At 59.5% G+C, this 23,809-nt stretch carries 24 protein-coding genes; 13 read left to right on the top strand and 11 right to left on the bottom strand.

Features of this window, described 5'->3' with window-relative positions; genetic code table 11:
- Positions 1–12 precede the first annotated feature (12 nt).
- On the top strand, positions 13–537 hold the full coding sequence (locus tag CFA77_RS00255; protein ID WP_206991753.1) for a GNAT family N-acetyltransferase: 525 nt from the start codon (positions 13–15) through the stop codon (positions 535–537).
- Here the strand turns inward: CFA77_RS00255 and CFA77_RS00250 are convergent.
- Entirely contained in the window at positions 534–2,285 is a 1,752-nt protein-coding gene (locus CFA77_RS00250; protein ID WP_206991752.1) for a bifunctional diguanylate cyclase/phosphodiesterase, read from the bottom strand. The two genes, CFA77_RS00255 and CFA77_RS00250, sit on opposite strands and share 4 nt — an antisense overlap.
- 123 nt (positions 2,286–2,408) lie before the next feature.
- On the opposite strand from CFA77_RS00250, the gene hisB reads away from it, so the two are divergent.
- Positions 2,409–3,005, top strand: coding sequence for an imidazoleglycerol-phosphate dehydratase HisB (gene hisB / locus CFA77_RS00245; protein WP_206991751.1), 597 nt, complete (start codon positions 2,409–2,411; stop codon positions 3,003–3,005).
- Between the two features lie 6 nt (positions 3,006–3,011).
- On the opposite strand, the gene CFA77_RS00240 is transcribed toward hisB, so the two are convergent.
- A complete protein-coding gene (locus tag CFA77_RS00240; protein WP_206991750.1) occupies positions 3,012–4,448 on the bottom strand; it encodes an amidohydrolase in 1,437 nt (478 codons plus the stop codon).
- A gap of 111 nt (positions 4,449–4,559) precedes the next feature.
- Between CFA77_RS00240 and hisH the strand changes: the two genes are divergently transcribed.
- The 4 genes from hisH (at position 4,560) to CFA77_RS00220 (ending at position 7,379) form a co-directional block, all read left to right on the top strand.
- The gene (gene hisH, locus CFA77_RS00235) at positions 4,560–5,207 is read left to right on the top strand and encodes an imidazole glycerol phosphate synthase subunit HisH (protein WP_206991749.1); all 648 of its coding nucleotides are present in this window, start codon (positions 4,560–4,562) and stop codon (positions 5,205–5,207) included.
- A gap of 91 nt (positions 5,208–5,298) precedes the next feature.
- Entirely contained in the window at positions 5,299–6,024 is a 726-nt protein-coding gene (hisA, locus tag CFA77_RS00230) for a 1-(5-phosphoribosyl)-5-[(5-phosphoribosylamino)methylideneamino]imidazole-4-carboxamide isomerase (protein WP_206991748.1), read from the top strand.
- Complete coding sequence (locus tag CFA77_RS00225) at positions 6,021–6,851, top strand: hypothetical protein (RefSeq protein ID WP_206991747.1); 831 nt, start codon at positions 6,021–6,023, stop codon at positions 6,849–6,851. The genes hisA and CFA77_RS00225 overlap by 4 nt, the downstream gene beginning before the upstream one ends.
- Before the next feature lie 240 nt (positions 6,852–7,091).
- Positions 7,092–7,379, top strand: a complete 288-nt coding sequence (locus CFA77_RS00220) for a GIY-YIG nuclease family protein (protein ID WP_242517429.1) — start codon at positions 7,092–7,094, stop codon at positions 7,377–7,379.
- A gap of 865 nt (positions 7,380–8,244) precedes the next feature.
- Here CFA77_RS00220 and CFA77_RS00215 read toward each other — a convergent pair.
- The 4 genes from CFA77_RS00215 to CFA77_RS00200 form a co-directional block, all read right to left on the bottom strand.
- Entirely contained in the window at positions 8,245–9,003 is a 759-nt protein-coding gene (locus CFA77_RS00215; protein WP_051607648.1) for a GGDEF domain-containing protein, read from the bottom strand.
- Between the two features lie 176 nt (positions 9,004–9,179).
- Positions 9,180–9,368, bottom strand: coding sequence for a hypothetical protein (locus tag CFA77_RS00210; protein ID WP_034813151.1), 189 nt, complete (start codon positions 9,366–9,368; stop codon positions 9,180–9,182).
- A 71-nt stretch (positions 9,369–9,439) separates the two neighbouring features.
- Positions 9,440–9,640, bottom strand: a complete 201-nt coding sequence (locus CFA77_RS00205; RefSeq protein WP_206991746.1) for a hypothetical protein — start codon at positions 9,638–9,640, stop codon at positions 9,440–9,442.
- Positions 9,641–9,804: 164 nt separating this feature from the next.
- Positions 9,805–10,017 (bottom strand): hypothetical protein, encoded by a 213-nt coding sequence (locus CFA77_RS00200; protein ID WP_206991745.1) that lies wholly within the window; start codon positions 10,015–10,017, stop codon positions 9,805–9,807.
- Positions 10,018–10,163: 146 nt separating this feature from the next.
- On the opposite strand from CFA77_RS00200, the gene hisF reads away from it, so the two are divergent.
- Both hisF and CFA77_RS00190 read left to right on the top strand, forming a co-directional pair.
- Entirely contained in the window at positions 10,164–10,925 is a 762-nt protein-coding gene (gene hisF, locus CFA77_RS00195; RefSeq protein WP_206991744.1) for an imidazole glycerol phosphate synthase subunit HisF, read from the top strand.
- 82 nt (positions 10,926–11,007) lie between these two features.
- Positions 11,008–11,424 (top strand): GFA family protein, encoded by a 417-nt coding sequence (locus CFA77_RS00190; protein ID WP_206991743.1) that lies wholly within the window; start codon positions 11,008–11,010, stop codon positions 11,422–11,424.
- Here CFA77_RS00190 and CFA77_RS00185 read toward each other — a convergent pair.
- Positions 11,421–12,236: a crotonase/enoyl-CoA hydratase family protein gene (locus CFA77_RS00185; protein WP_206991742.1), complete on the bottom strand. Its 816-nt coding sequence runs from the start codon at positions 12,234–12,236 to the stop codon at positions 11,421–11,423. The genes CFA77_RS00190 and CFA77_RS00185 overlap by 4 nt on opposite strands.
- 109 nt (positions 12,237–12,345) lie before the next feature.
- On the opposite strand from CFA77_RS00185, the gene hisE reads away from it, so the two are divergent.
- On the top strand, positions 12,346–12,693 hold the full coding sequence (hisE, locus tag CFA77_RS00180) for a phosphoribosyl-ATP diphosphatase (RefSeq protein ID WP_206991741.1): 348 nt from the start codon (positions 12,346–12,348) through the stop codon (positions 12,691–12,693).
- On the opposite strand, the gene CFA77_RS00175 is transcribed toward hisE, so the two are convergent.
- Both CFA77_RS00175 and CFA77_RS00170 read right to left on the bottom strand, forming a co-directional pair.
- Positions 12,690–13,187, bottom strand: coding sequence for a DUF4262 domain-containing protein (locus CFA77_RS00175; RefSeq protein WP_206991740.1), 498 nt, complete (start codon positions 13,185–13,187; stop codon positions 12,690–12,692). The genes hisE and CFA77_RS00175 overlap by 4 nt on opposite strands.
- Positions 13,184–13,921 carry a DUF6065 family protein gene (locus CFA77_RS00170; protein WP_034813140.1) on the bottom strand — a complete coding sequence of 246 codons (738 nt, stop codon included), beginning with the start codon at positions 13,919–13,921 and terminating at the stop codon, positions 13,184–13,186. The genes CFA77_RS00175 and CFA77_RS00170 overlap by 4 nt, the downstream gene beginning before the upstream one ends.
- A gap of 58 nt (positions 13,922–13,979) precedes the next feature.
- On the opposite strand from CFA77_RS00170, the gene CFA77_RS00165 reads away from it, so the two are divergent.
- On the top strand, positions 13,980–14,489 hold the full coding sequence (locus tag CFA77_RS00165) for a prolyl-tRNA synthetase associated domain-containing protein (protein WP_206991739.1): 510 nt from the start codon (positions 13,980–13,982) through the stop codon (positions 14,487–14,489).
- A 66-nt stretch (positions 14,490–14,555) separates the two neighbouring features.
- On the opposite strand, the gene CFA77_RS00160 is transcribed toward CFA77_RS00165, so the two are convergent.
- Entirely contained in the window at positions 14,556–17,063 is a 2,508-nt protein-coding gene (locus tag CFA77_RS00160; RefSeq protein WP_206991738.1) for a TonB-dependent receptor, read from the bottom strand.
- Positions 17,064–17,328: 265 nt separating this feature from the next.
- Here CFA77_RS00160 and CFA77_RS00155 point away from each other — a divergent pair, with 265 nt between their 5' ends.
- On the top strand, positions 17,329–18,837 hold the full coding sequence (locus CFA77_RS00155) for a sulfotransferase (RefSeq protein ID WP_206991737.1): 1,509 nt from the start codon (positions 17,329–17,331) through the stop codon (positions 18,835–18,837).
- 62 nt (positions 18,838–18,899) lie between these two features.
- Entirely contained in the window at positions 18,900–19,916 is a 1,017-nt protein-coding gene (locus CFA77_RS00150) for an aldo/keto reductase (protein ID WP_206991736.1), read from the top strand.
- 82 nt (positions 19,917–19,998) lie between these two features.
- Here the strand turns inward: CFA77_RS00150 and CFA77_RS00145 are convergent, their stop codons facing one another.
- Entirely contained in the window at positions 19,999–22,464 is a 2,466-nt protein-coding gene (locus tag CFA77_RS00145; protein WP_206991735.1) for a DNA translocase FtsK, read from the bottom strand.
- Positions 22,465–22,736: 272 nt separating this feature from the next.
- Between CFA77_RS00145 and CFA77_RS00140 the strand changes: the two genes are divergently transcribed.
- Positions 22,737–23,744, top strand: a complete 1,008-nt coding sequence (locus tag CFA77_RS00140; RefSeq protein WP_206991734.1) for a fasciclin domain-containing protein — start codon at positions 22,737–22,739, stop codon at positions 23,742–23,744.
- The last annotated feature ends 65 nt before the right edge of the window (positions 23,745–23,809 follow it).

Raw genomic sequence — 23,809 nt, 5'->3', positions numbered from 1 at the left:
GCGGCAACTGTCATGACCCTGCCTGTCATCATCACCGATCGATTGGTACTCTGTCCCCACGAGACCCGTCACTTCGAGCCATCTGCAGCCATGTGGGGGTCTCCATCAGTGACCCAACATATAGGCGGAACTCCGCGATCACGTCAGGAAGCCTGGTTTACCATCTGCCGCAATCGCGGAATGTGGGACCTGCTGGGGTATAGCTCCTGGGCAATCGAGGATCGTGAGACAGGCGCTTTCATCGGTGAAGGCGGATTCGCAGACTTTATGCGCGGCATGACGCCGGACTTGTCTGAATGGCCAGAAGCCGGCTGGGTCTTTGCGGAAGTCGCTTGGGGAAAGGGTTACGCCAGCGAAGCCGTTGGCGCGATGCATGATTGGCTCGATGAGAATCGCCCGGGGCAAAGCGTCTGCATCATTGATCCGGACAATGCCGGGTCCCAACGAGTCGCTGACAAATGCGGCTATGAGTTTTGGCAGCAGGCGGAATACAAGGACGCAATCGTCAATGTGTACCGTCGCAATCCTGCGCGTTAGCCGACCTTAAGGCGCGATGCCTCACTCTTGCTACTCCAGCCCCGAATGAAATCCATGAAGGCCTCATGTGGCAGACCTGCGCTGTACAGAAAGCCTTGGGCCATCGAGCAGCCGCGCCGACGCAGGAAGTCTGCCTGACGCTCAGTTTCAACACCTTCCGCAACCGTATTCAGCCCTAGCGTTTCGGCCATGGCCAGAATCATTTCAATGATCGCGGGAGCTTGCTCGTCCGATTCAAGCGCAGAGACGAACTGGCGGTCGATCTTGAAAACGTCAAACGGCAGCTGGGTCAGAATGGACAAGTTGGAATGCCCCGTTCCAAAATCATCAATCGCCAGTTTTGTCCCAAGGCTCCGTAGAGGGCGCATCACCCGCGCAACCTTTTCAGGTTCGGACACGGCCATGCTTTCCGTGATCTCAAGCTCCAAGCGGTTCGGTGGCAAGCCAGTACGCTTGAGGATCGCCAGAACGGTTTCTGTCAGATCACTGGACTGAAACTGGCGCGGTGACACGTTTACCGCGACCGTTGCGTTGAAGCCTTCCTGCATCCAGATGCGGGCGGATTCGCAAGCCGCTTCAAGAACCTGTTCCCCGATTTGGGTCACGAGTCCGGTTTCTTCTGCCAGCGGAATAAATGTGTTCGGAGATATGATCTTCCCGTTCGGTCGGACCCAACGAGCCAATGCCTCGGCACCGACGACTTGGCCGGTCTGAAAATCGATCTTGGGCTGGAAATGCGTCTTGAACTCACGATTGGCGACTGCGTCGCGCAGTTCAGCTTCCAGCATATACTTGCCACGCGCAACACGGTTCAGGCGTGGTGAGAAGTAACGGAAGCCGGATCCGGTGTCGGTACGAACCTGGCGCAGGGCAAGCTCTGCGTGACGAAACAATTTGTGCATCGTATCGGCGTCTTCGGGCGCGATGACGATACCGCCAGAAATGCCCAGCGTTACAGACTGTCCGGACACGATGAAAGGATCCGCAAAGGCGAGCCGAATAGCGCGTGCAATGTTCGAGACGTAGTCGCGGCTGACCGCGCTTGGAAGGTACAAGGCGAAACTGTCGGCCTGCATCGCGGCCAGCATGGAGTTGTTCAGCCCGGCGCGAACCGGACCCTCGAGCGAGTCGAGCGCATTCGTCATACGCTGTCCACACGCCTTCAGGACGGCTTCGCTCGCAAGCGCACCAAGTCGCTCGGAAGCCCGCGTGAAATTATCGAGATCAAGGACGATGAGCGCGGCGGGCGTTTCGTATTTTGCGCGGGGCAGGGTCTTGGTTATGTGTTCTTCCAGCGCAATCAGGTTTGGCATACTCGTGCGCGGATCTTCGTAGGCCGTGCGTCGAAGCGCATCATTGTCGCGCCGCAACTTGCCGACCGATCGGATGACAACCGACCGCAACCGGCGGAGCTCGACAAACGAAACATTGGACAAGCGCGCCGACGGATCAACCTGCGCCACTTCAAGATATCGCGTGAAATCAACCAGGACGTTCTGGAATTCCCGGGCAAAAAACCAGGCTGTAATGGCGGCCACGACCGATGAAGACAGCAGCAACAGCATGATCGCCCAGATCGGCAAAGACATGTCTGTCCATGCTTTACCTTCGATGAGCGCACCATAGGCCTGCTCAATCGTCCATACGCCGACAAAAATGATAATCGTTGCGACCGCTGCGCACCACGCGGCAAACCGGGGAATGGTCATCCGGCCCAGAAGTCTCGAGATGAAACTCTGTTTGTCCACGCTTAGATATTCCTCACCACTCGCCACCTATGTGTGCGGTAACTATGTTTTCCGGAATATGTTTAGGAATCAGTGAACAAAACGCGCTAGCTGTAAGACATTCAAACCACTATATGGGCCTAGATGACCAATAATCGTACCGCCACCGTTACCCGTACCACCAAGGAAACCGATATCTCGGTAACCGTTGATCTGGATGGCACTGGAAAGTCCGACATCGAAACCGGGATCGGCTTTTTCGATCATATGCTGGAGAGCTTCTCCAAGCATTCGGCTATCGACCTGACTGTGCGGTGCAAGGGCGATCTTCATATCGACATGCACCACAGCGTTGAAGATACAGGAATTGTTATCGGACAGGCGATCATGAAGGCGCTTGGCGACTTTGCAGGAATCACGCGATTTGGCCACGCCTATGTGCCGATGGATGAGACGCTGTCCCGCGCCGCGCTGGACCTATGCAAGCGGCCTTACCTGATCTGGAAAGTGGATTTCAGTCGCGACAAGATCGGTGAAATGGACACCGAACTCTTCAAGGAGTTCTTTCATGCCCTGGCCGGAAATGGTGGCATGTGCCTGCACATAGAGAACCTCTATGGCGAGAACTGCCACCACATAGCCGAGTCCTGCTTCAAGGCCACCGCCCGGGCGCTTCGCGCGGCAATTGCGGTCGACCCGAAACTGGGCGGCAAGCCGGCGAGCACCAAGGGTAGCCTCTAAGGGGTCTTATTTCCGATAATCAAGCGGCGGCTCACGGTCACCGAGCAGCGACTTGTACTCGTAATCCGGACCCCGGGCCGCGTCGAATTCCTCGCGGGCTTCAACACGCAGGCCTTTATTGGTGAACAGCTCTACTGCCGCCAGCGTCAGCGTCTCCGCGGCGACCTGTGTGCCCTTATGACCAATCGACGTGCCACTGGCCGCAACTGCCTGCCAGGAATGCGCCGATGTGCCCGGCACCCAAGTCGCTGTGCGCAGGCCGACCGTCGGGACCGCGTAGGAGACATCGCCCACATCGGTGGAGCCGTACCCCATGGAGACTTCGAAATCCTGCACTTCAGCGGCTGAGGCGATATCGCGTGCCGGGTTGTCAAAGGTCGAGGCGATGGTCTCGGCAAATTCGCGCTCAGCTGGCGTGTAGTCCACCCCGCCAACCAGCCGGAGTTTCTCGTCCATCATGCGGGCCAGTTTCTCATTCACGAGCAGCGGATTGTTGCCGTGAATGATTTCCCATTCCACGTCAGTGCCCGTGCCCAGCGCGGCGCCCCGGGCCGCGTCTTCGAGGCGGGTCCAGATGGCTTCAACGCCCTTCGGTGAAGGGTGGCGGACATAGTAGAAGACTTCGGCAAAGTCCGGCACGACATTGGGGGCAGAGCCACCGGACGTGATGACATAGTGCATGCGCGCATCCTGGGGGATGTGTTCGTGCATCATGTTGGCCATCATGTTCATCGCCTCGACGCCATCAAGCGCGGAACGCCCCCGCTCCGGCGCGCCAGCGGCGTGAGCGGAAATCCCGGAGAAGCGGAATTTCGCCGACCGGTTGGCCAGGGACGTATTGGCTGCCGCTGAGTTCCGGTCGCCAGGATGCCAGTGCATGGCAATGTCGACATCGTTGAAGAGGCCCGCGCGGACCATGTAGACCTTGCCAGAGCCCCCCTCTTCTGCGGGCGTCCCATAAACGCGGATGCGACCCGGCGTGCCGGTGTCTTCCAGCCAGTGGCGGATCGCGACCGCCGCAGAGACAGAGCCCGCGCCGAACAGGTTGTGGCCACAGGCGTGGCCTGCGCCCTTGCCGTCGACTTCTTCGCGATCCGGTGAGGCCGCCTGGTTGATACCCGGCAGGGCGTCCATTTCCGCGAGCAGGGCGATGACCGGGCCACCAGAGCCGTACTCGGCCATGAAGGCGGTGGGGATGCCAGCGACGCCGGGCGTGACCGTGAAGCCTTCATCCGCGAGCGTCTGCTGGAGCAGGGCGGAGGATTTCTCTTCCTGATACCCGACCTCGGCCCATTCCCAGAGCTTGCTCGACAATTCGCTGGTCAGCTCCGCCTGATTGCGCGCCTCTTCCAGCGCAGCAGACTCGGCTGCATCGGGCCAGGCGGGCGTGGCGGCGCAGGCCATGAGCAGGCAGGCGGACAGGGCGGGCAGGATGGATCGCATGGGCAGGCTCCGTGTGAGGTCGTTTCCTGTCGAGATTGCGGCACCTTGCCCCTGGGCGCAAGGGAGGCTTGCCCCTTCCCTCACGGGCGCGGCGAGGCTAAGAGCGCGGCCATGAGCCTTGTTGCCCTTATCGACTACGGATCCGGAAACCTGCACTCGGCAGGCCGCGCCCTGCGCGAAGCCGCGCGCCTGTCCGGCAGCGGGCATGAGATCCGCATCACGAACCGCACCGAAGACATCCTCGCCGCCGAGCGGGTTGTGTTGCCGGGCGTGGGGCACTTTGCCGATTGCGCAGCGGGCCTGCGGGCGCAGGCGGGCGTGGTCGAGGCGATGGAAGCCGCCTGCCTGAATGGCAACACCCCCTTCCTCGGCATCTGTGTCGGCATGCAGCTGCTGGCCGAGACCGGCCGTGAAGACGGCGCGACGCCGGGGCTCGAATGGATCGGCGGCGAGGTTTCCCGCATCCAGCCGGGCGAGGGCTTTCGTGTGCCGCATATGGGCTGGAACGGCCTCAGCTATACCGGCGCGCCGCACCCGGTGCTGGCGGGGCTCGGGGCTGAGCCGCATGTCTATTTCACGCATTCCTATGCGTTCAGCGTGACCGACCCGGCAGATGTGGCCGCCACTGCCAGCTATGGCGCGCAGGCGATCACCGCAGCAGTGGCGCGGGGCAATCTGTTCGGCACGCAATTCCACCCCGAGAAATCGCAAGGCGTCGGCCTGCGCATCCTTTCCAATTTCCTGACATGGACCCCATGACCCGGCTCACCCTGAGCAAAGTCGAAGGGCGAGCCGCTCCCAGCCCGCGCGCTCCTTCGACTTTGCTCAGGGTGAGCGCTAAGGAGACAATATGAGCTTTACCCTCTATCCCGCGATCGACCTGAAAGACGGCCAGTGCGTGCGCCTGCTGCGCGGTGAGATGGATCAGGCGACGGTGTTTTCCGACAGCCCCGCCGATCAGGCGAAAGCCTTTCGCGAGGCGGGGTTCACGCATCTTCACGTCGTCGACCTGAACGGCGCCTTTGAAGGCAAGGCGGTCAACCGCGACGCGGTCGAGGCGATCCTGAAGGCCACCGACGCGCCGGTCCAGCTCGGCGGCGGCATCCGCACCCGCGCCCAGATCGATGCCTGGCTGGAGGCCGGCATTTCACGCGTCATTCTCGGCACGGCCGCGCTGCGCGACCCCGAATTGGTCAAGGCAGCCGCCCGCGCCCTGCCCGGGCAGGTCGTGGTCGGCATCGATGCCAAGGACGGCATGGTCGCGGTCGAGGGCTGGGCCGAGACCAGCGACATGAAGGCGACCGAACTTGCCAAAGCCTTTGAAGGCTGCGGCGTCGCGGCCATCGTCGCCACCGATATTGGGCGCGACGGATTGAAGACCGGCGTGAATGTTCCGTTTACGGCTGAGCTCGCCAATACGGTCAGCATTCCAATCATCGCCTCCGGCGGCGTCGCCAGCGTGGACGACATCCGCGCCCTGATCGCGGCTGATGCGCCGATTGCGGGGTCCATCCTCGGGCGGGCGCTCTATGATGGGGATATTGTGGCGGCGGAGGTTTTGGGGGAGATAAAGTGACCTTGAGGCTAGATTGGCTGAACGAAATCAATGCAAAAATGCATGTTCGTTTAGGCAACGTTCTCGTGCCCGCCAAGGACGTGGTCAGCACTTGCATCCAGTACACTACGCCCCTGTTGTTCGACAACAACGACCCAAACTTCCCGATTCAGGTATTTGGCTCTAGCTTTCTGATATCGTTTCGTCGCCGGCTTTTCCAGATTGCAACCGGTCACCAACTGGAGAACTCTCAGAGAGACTACTCTGATGTTTGCTTGGTATATTCCGCTCTACGAAAAACTGATCTTCTATCTCCTCAGTCTACATTTTCGATCAAAGCCATTTCTGAAAAGAAAGATCCATTAACAGATATCCGACTCTGGCAGTATGATGTGTCATTGCTGCCTGTACTATCGAGTCGGTTCCTAAAGATCTTTTCAGATCAATTCGTTGGAGTGCCTCCATTAGGCGCACAGAAGATCTTTGCATATTTTACAATTGCGTATCCCCTGCAGGCAGTTGGTTACGAATTGACTGAAGATGAATCTGCATTGGCACACTTGCGAAATAGATATATTCAGCTCCATTTGGAGCCCACAAAAGATTGGCTGCCCTTGATTGATAATAGGCACTATTTTCGTTCAATTGATTCATTAAGTGATATCAACACTCACCCAGATGGCTTTAGCGGCGCTCCAGTATTTGTCATATATCAATCAGACGACCTACAATGCCACATGGGCTTAGTTGGTTTCATTACAGATGCGAACTCAGAAGGCACGATGGCTGTATACCCGGCCCAGAGTCTTCTTTCATCTCTAACTACAATATTTGACTCCTCGAATTGAGTGTCATGCACTTTTGAAATTTCGCATTGCATTGCCTTCTCCCCATCGTCCCCCACTTGCCGCAGCCCCCTGCGGAGGCAGGGGGCCATCTCGGAACCTGTCCACACGACGCATGAGGCAGCGCCCGGTGATGGATACCTGCCTGCGCAGGTATCTTCGGAGGTGAGGGAGGGTGTAAGTCTTTTCCTCTTTGCCTGAGGCAGGTAGGGTTCAGGCGCTGCGGTTTCAGGGGGGGCTCGCGTGGCGTTCTATACATACATCATGGCCAATCGGAAGAATGGCGCATTGTATGCGGGCCATACGGATAATCTTGGGGCCCGTGTGCTGGCCCATCGTGAAGGCCGCGGCGCGGCCCATACCCGCAAGTATGACATCAAGCGACTTGTCTGGATGGAAGCGCACGATACGCGCGAAAGTGCCAAGACCCGCGAATACCAGATCAAGAAATGGAAACGCGCCTGGAAGATCCGCCTGATCGAAGAGACCAATCCGGACTGGAAGGATTTGTTCTTTACGCTCAACCAATGAGGTCTCCTCATTTCAAAGTTCAGGAGATGCTCGCGCAGGCGGGTAAGCATGGTAAGACCGCTCCCCTCGCGCCTGCCGAATTGTTCGTCCATGGATACCTGCCTGCGCAGGTATCATCGGGAGGAGAGGGCAGCACCCAAAGCCGGACTGGCGCGCGCCATCCGGGTATCTCGTGTTCCAGCTCCATCTGGCGAAGCCGAGGCGCGGCGGGCGCCGTGGCGCTCCGCCTGATGATTTGGAATGGCTACGGAATGGAGCGTTACCGCCCGCCGCGCCGGACAGGAATTTCGGCGAGCACCCTCATGGGGGCCCATGGTCCCGGGTCTTCGTTACCGGTGCCGCGCGAACGATTCCACCGTGCTTTCCCACGCATGGCCCATCCGGGAGCATAATGCTCCGTGCGACCGGACGAGGCGGTTTCCCAACCTGCTTTCGCAGGCTCACCCTGGCCTGACCTGCCTAGGCGCGCATCAGACCGTCGCTCCGACCCGCACCCTCCTGACCCTGCAACCCACAACCAGAACGGTACCTGATCCGGCTCCTGTGAGAGCAGATGCTTAGTATGGGGCGGGGAGTTCTCAGACGGATTGGAGACCAAACCCTCACCCCGAAGATACCTGCGAAGGCAGGTATCCATCTCCTGAAGCTGCCTCATGTGCATGGGTAGAAGTCCCGAGATGGACCCCTGCCTGCGCAGGGGTCATCGGAGGAGAATGATCTCTATCCCACGAACCGTATCCTCGGCGCATGCCGGCGTCTCCTGCCGAAGCCAGACGGAGCCAGCCGGGCGAGACCCCTGCCTGCGCCGGAGAAGTGGTGAGTGGAGGCCGAAATGTGGGAACGCTTCTGCGCTTGGAAAGGCAGCCTAGGCCGCGAACATTTCCGGGTCGCTGTCGGGGTGGTCAAAGCTCATTGCGCGATTCTTGCCGAAGCGTTTGGCGGCGTAGAGCCCCTTGTCGGCGCGCGATAGCAGGGTCGAGATTTCGCGGCTGTCATGGTCCTTGCAATAGCCGAGGCTGATCGTGACGGTCAGCTCACCTATCGGAGTCTGGATCGGTTCGGCGGCCACATCCCGCACCAGCCGACCGAGCGCGCGATAGGCCACGACTTCGCTGGAGAACATGCCCGCAATGGAAAACTCTTCCCCGCCCAGACGGGCGACAAGGCAATCCTCTGGCACTTTTGCGTTCAGCCTGACCGCGATCTCTCGCAGGACATGGTCGCCCACATCATGGCCGTGGGAATCATTCACGCGCTTGAAATTGTCGATGTCGGCAATGGCACAGAAGAAGGGCCGCCCGACGAAATGCGCGCGGGTCTGGAGCTGGCGCGCGGCCTCGAAAAAGGCGCGGCGATTGGGCAGGCCGGTCAGCTCGTCCTTGTGCGCGATCTTGTAATTCTGTTCGGCCAGACGATAGATCCTGAGCCGGGTGCGCAGCATGATGAAGCTGAGCGTGGGGCAAATGATCAAAGGCAGGATCGTGGCAAATGCCATCGCCGCCGGGCCGCTGATCGAGCCATAGGCCTGGATCCAGAGATAGACGGGCGTGACAACGCACATCAAGACCAGAAGCGTGACCAGCACGCCGAGCCGTATGGCCCAGGCAATATTTCTATCAGGCATCCGCAACAGCGCCCCTCCCACACGAGACCTTTCGCAGAACGCTGTTAAGATTGCCGCTCACTGGGCGCGTAAATTGCGCCGGTCCCGTTAAGACCCTGCTAAGCGACAGGATGGGGGCGGACAAAAAGGACCGGCCCTGTTGGGGGACCGGTCTGTTGTCGTTATTACAGGGGGGCTCAGCGCACCGCGCGCCGTGGCTTGTTGGCCACGCTGGTGACGTGTTCGGACACCGCCGGAATAAGGCGCGGGCCATTATGGGAGCGGCGGCCCATGAAGTTCAGGGCCGCGCGTTTGGCGACTTGCCCAGCGCCAGCCGTGAGGGCGGCGGTTGCGGCGGCGATGGCGGCTTGTTTCCAGAGTTTCATGGGCGAGCTCCTTGTGCGTGTGGGATTACCCTATCAATGCGCGCGACCGCCTGCCGGTTCCGCGATGTCACCTAGCGACGGCCCAGCACGGGCGGCATCATGCGGCGTGTGCGCAGGGCATGGGCGATGTCCGAGAGCGCGGGCGCATCGGGGGCGCGATCAAACTCGCTATCGCCGAGACGCGCATGGCGCATGCCCTGACGCAGGAAGGTTTCTTTCGGGTGCGTTGCGGCCGCGTCGGCGGCCCGGCGCATGGTTTTGGAAAGATTCATATCGTGTCTCCCTTGCTTTGTGATGCGAGGGCGGGCGGAAGCCCGCCATGAAGGGAGTATAGCACAGGAGGCGCAGCGACTTGAGTGAAACCCTTGTCAGGATGGCATGCATGAAAAAGGGCCGCATAGGCTGCGGCCCCTGTTTCATCTGCCGGTCTGGCCTATCAGTGCGCGGTGACCGGGTCGCCATGAGGGCTGGAGACACCCTTGTGCTGGCGGAACTGGCTGGATGTGTCTGCGCCGTTCGTGGCTTGCGTGTTGCTTTCATCCTGGCGGCGCTCGCGGAGGAATTTGCGGCCGTATTTCTGGCCGGCAAAGGCGGCCCCTGCAGCGCTCAGGACTCCAGCAGCGATCATCAATTGGTTGCGGCGTTTCATAGGTGGGTCTCCTGTGGTTCGCGTTATTCATGCGCGGCAGAATTGCCATCGCATACACATCATCAATGGGTGGGCCCGGCCCCCTGTTCCGTTACATACCTGCAAGGCGCTTCCCTTCCGGGCGCGTGGACGCTAAAGCCCACCTCATGAGCCTGAAGACCCGCATCATTCCCTGTCTCGACGTGAAGGACGGCCGCACCGTCAAGGGCGTCAATTTCGTTGACCTGAAAGACGCGGGCGACCCGGTGGTGCTGGCGAAAGCCTATGATGCGCAGGGGGCGGACGAGCTGTGCTTTCTCGACATTTCCGCCACGCATGAGGGCCGGGGCACGCTGATGGACATTGTTTCGGCAACAGCGGAGCAATGTTTCATGCCGCTGACCGTGGGCGGCGGGGTGCGCAGCGCGGAAGACCTGGTGGCCCTGTTGCGCGCGGGTGCCGACAAGGTGGCGATCAATTCCGCCGCCGTGGCTGACCCCGGCGTAATTGCGCGATGCGCAGCAAAAGCCGGGTCGCAAGCCGTCGTCGTGGCAATTGATGCGCGCGCCGTGGGCGACCATTGGGAAATCTTTACCCATGGCGGACGGAAAGAGACCGGCATTGACGCGGTGGCCTTTGCCAGGGAAGCCGAGGCGCGCGGGGCCGGGGAAATCCTGCTGACCAGCATGGATCGGGACGGCACCAAATCCGGATACGACCTGCCCCTGTTGAAAGCAATCACCGGCGCGGTGAACATTCCCGTCATCGCCAGTGGCGGGGCAGGCAAGGTGGAAGACCTCGCCCCCGCCGTGATCGAGGGCGGGGCGACGGCGGTGTTGGCTGCCTCGATCTTCCATTTCGGCGAAGCGACGATTGCCGAGGCCCGCGCCGCACTGGCCGCAGCCGGAGCGCCTGTCCGCCCCCTCTGACGAAATCGTCACAAAGCCTTCAATTGAGATATGGCCGCATTGGCGTAGGCTGGCCTCCTTATACAAACAGGAGGGAGCGATCATGAAAGGCCATTGTCTATGCGGCGCGGTGACGATCACGGTGCCGGACATCAATGAGGTGGCAGTTTGCCATTGCGCGACGTGCCGACGCTGGGGCGGCGGGCCACTGTTCACGGTCGACCATGACGGCAAGCTGGAGATCGAGGGCGAGGACCATATCGCCGATTACCAGTCCTCGGACTGGGCCGAGCGGGCCTTCTGCAAGACCTGTGGCAGCCATCTCTACTACCACCTCAAATTCCACGACCATTTCGCCCTGTCGGCCGGCCTGTTTCAGGAGGCCGACCTGTCAAAGCTGTCGCAGCAGATCTTCATCGACGAGAAAGCCGCCTATTATGATCTGGCCAATGACACGCCGATGCTGACGGGCGAAGAAGCCTTTGCCGCGTTTGAGGCCGCAAATGGCGAGAGCGACTAGTCGGTAAAGGCCGGCTTGCGCTTTTGCATCTCGGCGAACACCGCTTCCATCTGGTTCGGTGTACGGATGATCTTGTCCTGCTCGACCGATTCCGCCATCAGGAGTTCCGCGTCGGTGGCATCCTGCATGGAATTGAAGATGCGTTTGGAGGCCTTGATCGCGTCCGGGTTCTTCAGCGAGATTTGCTTGGCGAGCGCCATCGCATCATCCAGCGGATTGTCGGAGACATGGGTGGCAAAACCCATTTCCTGCGCTTCGGTGCCGTTGAAGATCCGGTTCGTATAGGTCAGTTCGCGCAGCACATCGTCACGGACATTGCCGCGCCAGAGCGGGAAACCCGCCATGTCGGGCACGAGGCCCCATTTCAGTTCCATGATGGCGCAACGTGTGTCTGGATGGACAAAGCGAATATCGGCGCCGGAGAGAATCTGGAAGCCGCCCCCAAAGGCCACACCATGCGCAGCGGCGATGACCGGCGCCGGAATCTCACGCCAGCCCCAGGCGACATATTGCGCGCGATTGGCGATGCCGTGCGTGCGGTCGGACAAGGTGTTCTTGCTGCCGGTGACGCTCTTGGACTCGTCGCTGCCGGAATCGCTGCCGAGGCTGGACAGGTCCAGCCCGGCGCAGAAGGCGCGGCCTTCACCTGAGACGACCACGGCGCGCAGGCCCTTTGTCTCTTTCAGCTGGGCAATCGCCTCATTGATGCCGTCAAACATGGCGGGGTCGAGGGCGTTCATCTTGTCAATGCGGATGAAGCGAACGTCGGCGATGCCGTCGTCCAGCATGGTAATGGAGACCCGGTCTTTCATGACATTCTTCCTGATCTGGTGGCGTTTCCTGAGGTTAAAGTGCGCCAGTAAGGCCTCGCGTCAAGCGCCCGCGCTTCCTCACGTCGCGTAAGTGCGCTAAGCCAAGGCCATGACAGATCTCGGCTCCCCTGACCGCCTGGCTGCGGCCCTCGCCCATCTCGGCACCACGATCGACGCACGCGCCAAGGAAGGCGACGCATCCAGTTCGTGGACCGCAAAACTGCTGGCCAAGGGGCCGGAAGCCTGCGCGGAGAAAGTGCATGAGGAAGGCATGGAGCTGGCCGAGGCCGTGCGCCGCGAGAGCGATGCGCATGTGGCAAGCGAGGCGGCCGACGTGCTCTATCATGCTTTCGTTGCGCTGCGCTCGCGGGGCGTGAGCCTCGACGCGGTGGCCGCGGCGCTGGAAAAGCGGCAGGGCACGAGCGGGATTGACGAGAAGGCCGGGCGAAAGGGTTAGGTAGCGCTCGGATGTTCACGCCACAGCTGGGGTTGGGCGTTAATCACGTCCTGGGAACAGCCAGAATCCCAAGGGAACAATCCGTCTCGGGCTCCAGGCCAGACGATCTGGTAAACTTCCGGCACGCTTCTTTCGCTGAAATTTCGCTCATACCAGCCCGCAGACGTGGTGTACTCAGACATCAGATCCGGGTGGCTCGCCAGCAACGAGACACACTCGAAACCCTCAAGAATATTCTTCCAAGATTCTCCGTGAGACAGGGCAGCGCCCCCCTCCAGCTGGCGATACATTTCCCACAGCATATTGTGCATCAATTTGCTCGGCAGGCCAAAGGTTATGCATTCCGGGGCCCCGAGTGTCTTTGTGAAACCAACGGAATAGGCGAAGGGTTCGATCTCTCCTTTCGGGTCGAAGACATTCATGCAATGCCAACCATGCACTTCCACATTGTCCAGCATCTGCTGTTCTGGCTTGGAAAGCGGCCGGTCGATCACGACACCTCTTTCGGCGCTTTCAGGCGGCGTTTGGTCTGGTGGGTGTCGGCTTTGTCGCCGGTGGGTTTCTCGCCGCGCATATAGTGGCGCTGCCAGCGTTCCTTCATGGCGTTTTCTTCGCCTGTCTTCAGGCGCTTGTTGAAGTCTGACCGGCTTTCGGTCCAGGCATTGTATTCCTTCACCAATTCCGTGTTCGAGCGCAGCAGCTTCCGCTCCGGCTCGATCTCTTCCAGCTTCTTGTGCTCCATCAATGTGATGAAGGCGAAGGGCTCGTCCTTTTCGAAGATCACTTCGCCGGGGCGCGTCATCTGCCAGTTCATTGTGAACGGGAAGGGCAGCCAGTCGGTCTCGACCAGGCCCGTCAGCGGATAGATGCCATCCTTCGGCCAGTTTGGCGGGCCCGTGACCCAGACGCCCCAGCCGGGCGGCGTGCGGAACAGGTGCCCGGTATGGAAGGTGACGATGCCGCGCATGAAATGCGCATCGGCAAAGCTGGAAATTGCGTTCGGATCGCCGCGCGTCAGGATCTGAATGTCTTCATTGCGCGTGCCGCCATTCCATTTGATCTTGATGTCCATCGGGCAGAGCAATTCCCAGCCGGTGGAATTGGCCATGGTCAGCGGCAGGCAGCGATAGGGATGGCGATCTGTGAAGGCGTCCATCCAGTCGCGATTGGAGCGCGCGGGCACCATTTGTGGCGCGACGTCGTAGATCTTGTAGCAATCGAGATGCATGAAGCGGTATCCAGAGCAGTGCTTGACGGGAGGCTAAAGTCTTGGCCCAAAGGACGCCATGACCGCAACCCCTGATGATTTCTTTGCCTATCTGGATGAATTGGGCGTCGCCCACACAACACATTGGCATGATGCCGTGTTTACGGTGGATGAGGGGCGGGAGCTGAAAGCCTCCATGCCCGGCGGACACACCAAGAACCTGTTCCTGACCGACAAGGATGGCGCGATCATCCTGATCGCGGCGGAGGCACATTCAGAGCTCAAGCTGAACCGGCTTCATCGCCTGATCGGCACGCGGCGGCTGTCGTTTGGTTCACCCGATCTGATGGAGGAAGTGCTGGGCGTGACACCGGGATCGGTGACGGCATTTGCCCTGATGAATGATACAGGCGGGCGCGTGCGTTTCCTGGTCGATGCCGCGCTGCTGGATCACGATCCGGTGAATTTCCACCCGCTGACCAATACCGGGACCACGGCGATTGCGCGGGATGATCTGGAGCGGTTTGCCCGCGCGACGGGGCATGGGTTTGAAGTGGTGGACTTTGCCGTTTTGCTGGATGAGGCCTGAAACAGGGAGGGGCCGCCCATGACAGGCGACCCCGGGGATTGACCTTTGGAACAGTCAGGAAGTTGACTATTCAAACGTATATTTGAACCGCACACCGATCGAACGCGGCGCGCCGACATGGGTGTAGTAGGTCCGTTGATAGACCGGGCCGCCCGCATCATCAGACAGAACCTGATTGTAGAGATTCGTGCCGACGACGCCGGTCTCGTAGAACTCGTCAAAGAGGTTGTTCACGAAGAAGGTCGCCTGCCAGTCGCCCGTGTCATATACGGCAGAGACATTGGCCAGCCCAAAGGAATCGAGCGTCAAACCATCGCCGAGGCCACCCGTGCGGCTGAGCACATCGCCCTGCCATGTGTAGCCAGCATTGAAGGCAACTTCCGCGCCATTTTCGAGCGGCATGACATAGGTTCCGAAGACTGCGAACTGATCTTCCGGAGAGCCGGGCAGGCGGTCGCCGTCGCTGCCGTCCAGCAAGACCGACCCGAAGCCCGGAGGCGAGATCGTGCCGACAAGGCCCGGTGCATCTGCGGTGAGCGTTGCCTCGGAATGACTATAGCTGCCGCGTACGGAGAGGTTCTCATTGACTGCCCAGGCGCCATTGACCTCAAAGCCTTTGGACTCAGCGCCTTCGGCATTGACCGTGATCGGAATGGAGGCGTTGATCGTGGCAGAACTCAGCTGCGGATCGGTCCACTCGATATAGTAGACTGCGCCGTTCAGCGTGACCCGCCCATCCATCAGGGTCGACTTGAAGCCAAGCTCATAATTGGTGGTCGTGTCAGGACCGAATTGCGATTCGTCCCGCGTGGAAACGTCGCCAGCGCCCGGTCCGAATTGCTGTCCCGGCAGAAGTGCACATGCGCCTTGCTGGTTGTTGGTCGGATCATAGGCCGGGCAAACGCCAATACCGTTCGAGTTACCAATCCGGTAGCCTTCGCTGACCGTGAAGTAACCGAGAACATCATCCGTCACCTGATAAGAGGTGTTGAATTTGAACAGGGTGCCATCATCGGATTGGCTAGTCCGCTCTGTGCCATTCGGGCTGCCGGCTGCGAAGTCAGACTTCAGGCTGTCTTCCATGTCGCTGATGCCAACGGGCTGGAGATAGTTCGGACCGCTATCGAACAGCGGGAAATCGACATCGCTGAACGATTCCAGATCATACTCATAATAGCGCCCCCCGACCGTGACGGTCCAGCGGTCGGTGATGTCAAATCCAACTTCCCCAAACAGCGCTGCTTCTTCCAGTGAAGAATAGAACTGGGAATAGTATTCCAGGTCATCCGGGCGGTCGAAGCCGACATAGTCCGCATATCCCGGCGTGTACTCCTGCGAGTAAGAGGTCACATCGGAATTGTTGTAGAACGCACCAACGATCCAGTTGAACCGGCTGTCAGTCGTCGAAACGAGACGGACTTCCTGGTTGAATGTGTTCTCGCGGCCCTTCTCATGCGTGAAGGAGGTGAAGGTCGGGAACAGTTCATAGCTGTATTCGAGCGAGATCAGGAGGTCGGTCTGGTCGCGCTGGCCATTATCGTCGAACCGGGAATAGCCGGTGGCGGAGGTCAGCTCCGCAAAGCCGAGATCGGCTGTCAGCTCAAGCGCCAGCAACTGGTTGGTAATCTCGTTCGGTTCTTCGACACGTTTGGCCAGTTCGTATTTCCCGGTCTGGAGCGTGTTGCGCCAGCTGGAGCCCTGGCGGCCATCGATTTCGGACTTCTGGTAATAATAGGTCGCCGTCCCATCGAGCCACTCAGTTGGTTCCCAGCGCGCAGCGAGGCGGCCGGAAACGGTCCGCTCGCCATTCGCATCCGTGACGCCGCGCAAATTGGACGCAACATCAGTCGGGTCAGAAAAGTCCGGGTCCGGATCAGATACACCGATTTCCTGCACGATGTATGGATAGTCGATGAAACCGGAATCGTCTTCGTAGTCGACCGAGCCACGGATCGCAAAGTTTGGCGCAAACGTCTTGTTGAAGGTCAAGCCGGTTTCATAGCTGAGCGATGCTGCTTCGGAATATTTTGAGAATTCCGACCGCACTTCCAGTAGGTCGCCATCAAAATCCGGCTTGTTCGGGATGTAACGGATTGCGCCGCCAAGCGTACCGGCGCCGTAAAGTGTGCCTTGTGGCCCAAGCAGGACTTCCACGCGCTGAAGGTCATTCAGCTTGAGATCCACAAAAAGCGGAATCTCGCCGAGATAGGTGGCAACCGTGCCGCCGCCATCATTGTTGCCGTCACCGGAGCCGAGGCCATCTGCATTCAGACCACGAACAATAACGGGGTTGCCCTGACGGCCACCGCGATCAACGACGTTGATACCCGGTACATAAGCCAGCACATCTGCCAGTTCGTCAAAGCCTTGCTCTTCGATCTGCTCGCCGCCAAGGGCCGCGATGTTCAGCGGGATATCCTGGACGCTTTCGGCGCGGCGGGTGGCGGTGACCGTAATGGTCTGGGCGCGCAATTCGCTGTCGCTGGACGGTTCTTCCTGGGCGCTGGCTCCCATGGCAAGGCCTGTCGCAAGCACGACAAGACTGGTCTGCCGTAGTAGACTGGATTTAGACATTTGTAGAAACTCCTATAGTTCCTACCTCACCTCCAACATTAGGAAGCAGGGAAGAATTTGGCACAAGCGACCGTCCCACACGGCAGCACATTTATGTCCTTGGCGTAATATTTTTGGCACAGAATTGCGCCTATACGGCTCAGTTGTAGAATGAAGGAACAATGCACTGATCAAAAATTGGGCATCTTCGCCAAATATTGGGCTACTGGACCGGGCGGCAAGCCATCTGGAAAAGAAGGCTTACAGGCATGCGCATGCCGACTGCATGGAGGCGCTGAAACGCGACCCCGGCGAGCCGCGCGCGTATTATCTACTGGGCATCCTGACCGCGGATCACGCCAATCATGCCAAGGCCATAGACCTGTTTGATCGTGCGCTGACACTCAGCCCACAACACCCTGAAGTGCTCGCCCAAAAAGCGCGCAGTGAAATGGCACTTCTCAGGCGCGAATCGGCTGTACGGTCTGCGGATGCCGCCGCCGCGCTTGCGCCAGACGACGCCTTGACGCTCGACACGCTGGGGGTCGTCTACAGCCGCGCCGGACTGCATGACCGTTCTCTGGAATTCTACAAGCGGGCCACGGCGACCGCCCCAGATGTCTCTGCCTACCATTACAATCTCGGAGCGGCGCTTCAGTTTGTCGGACACATGGACGAAGCGCGGGAAGCCTATCGCAGATGCTTAATGCTGGATCCGGGCGAGACCCGCGCCCTGGCCGCAATCGTCCAGATCACGAAGCAGACCGAGGCCGACAACCAGATTGCCGAATTGAAAGCTGTGTTTCCCTCGGTCGCCCATAAAGCCGATGACGCGCTCCGCGTCGGCCATGCCCTCGCCAAGGCCTATGAAGATTTGAACCAACCAGCCGAAGCGATGGGCTGGCTGGCCAAAGCCAAATCAGCCAAATGGGCCGCTGTGCAGCACGATACGGCGTTTGATGACGCCATTTTCGACGCGGCGAAAGCGACGACACACCTGCCAATGATGGGTGGCCATACCAGCGCGCAACCCATTTTCATTGTCGGCATGCCCCGGACGGGAACCACCCTGGTCGACCGGATCTTGTCGAGCCATAGCGAGGTGACTTCGGCCGGAGAACTCGCCGATTTCGGGATCAGCCTGAAACACCTGTCAGGCACCCGATCGAAATACGTGCTGGATGTCGAAACGCTGGCGGCAGCCGGGCAGGTAGACCAGAACGAGCTTGGCCGGATGTACATGCAACGCGTTGAATCCACGCTCGGCCTGACTGGGCGGTTCATCGACAAGCTGCCACTGAATGCGATTTACGCCCCCATCATTTTGGCGGCCCTGCCGGAAGCGCGGATCATCTGCCTCAGGCGGCATCCGGCGGACACAGTGCTCAGCAATTACAGGCAATTGTTTGCGACGCAGTTTCCCTATTACGACTACGCCCTGAACCTGGAAACCACGGCGCACTATTATGTCGGCTTTGACCGCATGATCCGGCATTACAGCGAGACGCTTCCGGCAGGCCGGTTCACACAGGTTCATTATGAAGACGTGGTGGGCGACATCGAGGCCCAGACACGGAGATTGCTCGAGTTCTGCGGCCTGTCATTTGAGGCCCAATGCCTGGACTTTCACCAGAATGCCGCGCCGGTTGCGACCGCCAGTTCCGCGCAGGTGCGCGAGCCGCTCTATACCCGGGCGCTGGCCCGATGGAAGCGGTACGAGGCGCAGCTCACCCCGGCACTCGATATATTGGAAGCGGCTGGCTGCATCGATGCCGCAGAGCGGGATATCCCCTAGGGCAATGCTGGCCATTCCGGCCCGACGCATTAGTGTCTTCCCGATAAGAGGGAGTCACCGCCATGAAACACCGCCGCCTTGGCAAGAGCGCCATTTACGTATCCGACATCTGCATGGGCACGATGACTTTCGGCGCCCAAACGGACGAAGCCGAAGCCCACAAGATCCTTGATGCCTGTTTCGAAGCCGGGATCAATTTCTATGACACCGCCGAGAACTACCCGGTGCCGCCAAAGCTTGAATGGGCTGGGCGGACCGAAGAAATCTTTGGCCGCTGGATGAAGACCAAAGACCGCGACCGCCTGATCGTGGCGACGAAAGTGTGCGGGCCGTCGCATGGATGGATCAAGGGATCGCAGCGCGGCGAGATGACGGCGCTGGACCGGCACAATATCCGCCGCGCCATCGATGCCAGCCTGACCCGGTTGCAAACCGACTATGTGGATCTCTACCAGACCCATTGGCCAGATCATGGCACGGACTTCGACGAAACGATGGAGACCCTTGATGATCTCGTTCGCGAAGGAAAAGTGCGCATCGTCGGCTGTAGCAACGAAGATGCCTGGGGCCTGATGAAGAGTATCGAGACCTCCAACCGGCTCGGTACGGTGCGCTATCACACGATTCAGAACAATTTCAGCCTGAACAATCGCCGCTTTGAAGATGCATTGGCCAAAGTGTGTCGCCGCGAAGGTGTCAGCCTTATCCCTTATTCGCCGTTGGCAGGGGGCGTCTTGTCCGGCAAGTATCAGGATGGTGCCCTGCCCGAAGGCGCGCGTTTCTCAGCCTATTTGCAACATGGCGGGCGTCAGACCTTAATGGCCGGGCGGTTCGTCAACGAAAAATCACTGGAATCCACGCGGCGCTTCATGGACATCGCGAAGGATGCGGGCATGTCGCCCGTGACGCTGGCCACAGCATGGTCGAAACAACATGACTTTGTCGCCTCCACCATTGTCGGCGTGTCGAAATTCGATCAGTTGGCCGACATTCTCGCAGCCGCAGACCTGGAACTCTCCGCAGACGTGATGAAGGCGTGCGATGCCGTCACCAAAGACCAGATGTATCCAATGGGCTAGGGCCCGCAAATGAAATGAGCCCCCACCCGCTTCTGCGTCGGATGGAGGCTCGTCCTTTGTTTCCCACCAAAGCTCGTGGGATCTATTCGGGGCTTGGCCGCGCGCTTGCGAGAACTTCGCGCTTGCCGGCATGGTTCGGCGCAGAGATCGCGCCTTCTTCTTCGAGGCGATCGATTACGCCTGCAGCCTTGTTGTAGCCAATCTTGAGGCGGCGCTGAAGATAGGAGGTCGAGGCGCGCTGGTCGCGGACGACGATGGCAAGCGCCTGGGAATAGAGATCGTCGTCTTCGTCGCCGGTGCTCGTCCCGAGCATGGCATCCATGACGGCAGACCCCGTTGAGCCATCTTCGGGCGCTTCGAGCACATCCATGACATAGTCGGGCTCGCCTTGTTCCTTGAGCCAGTCAACGACCGAGCCGACTTCCTCATCTGACACGAACGGGCCATGAAGGCGCTGGGATTTCTTGCCGGGGGCCTGATAGAGCAGGTCGCCCATACCGAGCAGCTGTTCGGCGCCTTGTTCGCCCAGGATCGTCCGTGAGTCGATCTTGGTCGTGACCATATAGGAGATCCGTGTCGGGAAGTTCGCTTTGATCGTACCCGTAATAACGTCCACGGATGGTCTCTGTGTTGCCGTGATCAAGTGAATACCAGCCGCACGGGCCATCTGGGCGAGGCGCTGGACACAGCCTTCAATTTCCTTGCCTGCGACCATCATCAGGTCGGCCATCTCGTCGATGACAACAACAATATTTGGAATATGATCCGTTGGCAGAGATTCGGTTTCGTATATTGGCTTGCCGCGCTCATCAAATCCGGTCTGGACCTTGCGGACAAGTTCGTCGCCATTGGCACGGTACTTGGCGGCCTTGTCATTGAAGCCAGCGAGGTTACGGACGCCCGCTTTTGACATCAGCTCATAGCGGCCTTCCATCTCGCGGACGGTCCACTGCAGGGCGTTCACGGCCTTCTTCGGATCCGTCACAACCGGCGCCAGCAGGTGCGGGATACCTTCATAGATCGACAGTTCGAGCATTTTCGGATCGATCATGATGAAACGGCACTGTTCCGGCGAGTGACGATAGAGCAGGGACAGGATCATCGCGTTGACGCCAACCGACTTACCCGAACCCGTCGTACCCGCGATCAGCAAGTGGGGCATCTTGGAAAGGTCGACCACGGTTGGCACGCCGCCAATGTCTTCGCCGAGCGCCATTGGCAGGCTGGCCCGTGTGCCGACATAGGCTTCGGCCTGAAGCAGCGTGCGCAGGTAAACCGTGTCGCGGTCTTCGTTTGGCAGCTCGATGCCAATCGCATTCTTGCCGGGAACCACCGCCACACGGGCAGAGATCGCGCTCATCGAGCGGGCAATGTCGTCCGCCAGGGAAATCACACGGGAAGATTTGACGCCCGGAGCTGGTTCCATTTCGAACAGTGTAATGACCGGGCCGGGACGCACTTCCTTGATGCGGCCGCGTACACCGAATTCCTTCAGAACATCGGTCAGGCGCGCAGCCTTCTCGAGCAGTGCATCTTCGTCCACCGTATCGCCGCGCTCTTCCGGCATCTGGAGCAAGTCGATCGAGGGCAGGCGCGTGGACTTGCGGCGGCGGTCCGATTTCGTCACACGGGGTTGGCTTGGCAGTTTCGGCTTGGAGACGGGTACGGACAGGCGACGCGTTTGAATTGGCGCGATCCCGTCATCTTCGTCTTCATACAGGTCTTCATCATCAAGTGACGTCTCGTCTTCCTCATCATAGACTTCGTCTTCGTCATCATAGTCGACATCATAGGAGTCTGCGTCGACATATTCGTCGTCGCCCTTGATGACGCGTGCGCGTCCCGTATCGCGATCTGCGTCCAGCTCTTCGTCATCCAGATCGCGCGGCTTCGGCTTGAGGAAGGACACAACCGAAACCAGGAACCCACCAATGCCGGTGGCCTGACGTGCGGCATGGCGTCCGGACTTGGTCGCAGCCTGATGAAGAAGGTGTGCGTCGCGGCGTCGGAAACCCATTGCCGACAGGGCGGCCCAAGCGGAGGCCGCGCCCAGGACGGCGCCCGCCCATGTGTTCGGAGATGGCAGCAGCAACGCGCGGAACGGCATGGAGGCATAATAGAAGAGCGCATCACCCACGACGCCGCCAAGACCCGCCGACAATGGCCAGCTTTCCGGCACAGGCCAGGCGGCAAAGAAGGCGGCCGACAGTGGAACGAAAGCGAGGCCCGTCATCCAGCGGCGCACGCGCGGCACGCCGATCAGCACGGTGCGCATGGCGCCGCCGATCATCATGGCAAGACCCGCTGCCCAGGCAGACCAGCCAAGCATTTGACGGGACAAGTCCGCGAAGATGGCACCAGGGCCACTGAACAGATTCTGGACTTCTGCATCTGTGGCGGCGTTCCAGCTCGGATCGCTCGGCATGTAGGACCCTACGCTACCACATATGAAGACGCCTATTCCGAATGCCGCTGCCCCTGTGAGAATCCGCCAGACCGGGTCGCTGACGCTCGGGATATCGTCTTCGGTATAAACATAGTCTGTCATGAGGTGGGGCTGCTCCACTTGTGTCGCGGGAGCCCTCACTTTGACCCAATACGCTTAACGCCCGGCAAATGCCGGTAAAACTTCTGCAGGAAGGCTGTTAATCTTTTGGACCTCGCGAAAACGGGCTCAAAACGAGCAAACCGTCGCGATTTGATCTGAATCAGCCAGGCTGATCCCGTATCCGCACGCGTATGTATTCTCCGTAATATAAGGAACCAGAGCCTCCACGGCCTCATTGATTGCGTGAGACCAACACCAAAGGAGAGCTCGATATGAAACGCACACTGATTATCCCCGCAACCATCGCCCTGTTAACGGGTATGGCCGCAACCGCGCAGGAACCTAACACAACCGACATGGACGTTAACGCCTCCGCCGAAATGGAAGAAAGTTCTGATGTTCAAAACATTGACGAGCTGTCGATTGACGAATTGAACGCACTTCAACTGAAGGTTCTGAAAGATCCGGCGGCGTCTGACGCCACCAGCGATGTCCTCTTCACTGTCCAGTCCGATATGGATGTACCTGAAGAGACTTCTGCTGAATCCGACGACACAATGGTGATGGCACAGGCTGACACGACCACGAACGCGGAAATGGAGGCTGAGCAGACGACCGGTGCCACAGAAACATATGATCCCGCTATTACCAATCCGGAACAGACAGACCCGGCAGGCGACACGAAATCCTATGAGTGGGACGAGACGCAATCTGCTGACGTGACGACTGATGGCTCCGCTGAAGCAAATATGGACGCTTCGGTAACCGCAGAGACTGATATGGAAGTAGAGCCCGAAATCGGTATGGGCGGCCCGGACTATGCGTCAGAGACCGAGGCCATGGCTGATCTCGCCATGAAGGGCACGATTTCCGATATCGCCTCGGAAGATCCTCGCTTCACAACTCTGGTCGCTCTTGTAGAGCAGGCCGGCCTGACCGGTGAACTGGATAGCGACACCAAATACACAGTGTTTGCGCCGACCAATGCGGCTTTTGAAAAGCTCGACCCCGAGCTGGTTTCAAAGCTGAAATCCGGTGAAGCAAATGACAAACTGACCGCAATCCTCAAAGCACACGTGGTCGAAGGCGAAACCCTGAGCAGCGATATCGCCAATGGCGAAATGAATGTCGCTACGCTGGCTGGCTCTGACGTCGCCGTCACGAAGACGGACGACAGCGTGATGATCGACAATGCCACGGTTGTGGCGGCTGATATCCAGGCTTCCAACGGTGTTATCCACGCCGTCGATACAGTGATCATGCCGAATGATGAGTCCTAAGGACTGATCCTGCCCCGCAAAGACCAATAAAAAGCCCCGACAGATTGCTCTGCCGGGGCTTTTCG

It is taken from the genome of Hyphomonas sp. KY3 (assembly GCF_017309975.1).
Lineage (GTDB): Bacteria > Pseudomonadota > Alphaproteobacteria > Caulobacterales > Hyphomonadaceae > Hyphomonas.
The sequence above is the reverse complement of the archived record's forward strand: the minus strand, read 5'-3'. Positions and strand labels throughout refer to the sequence as shown.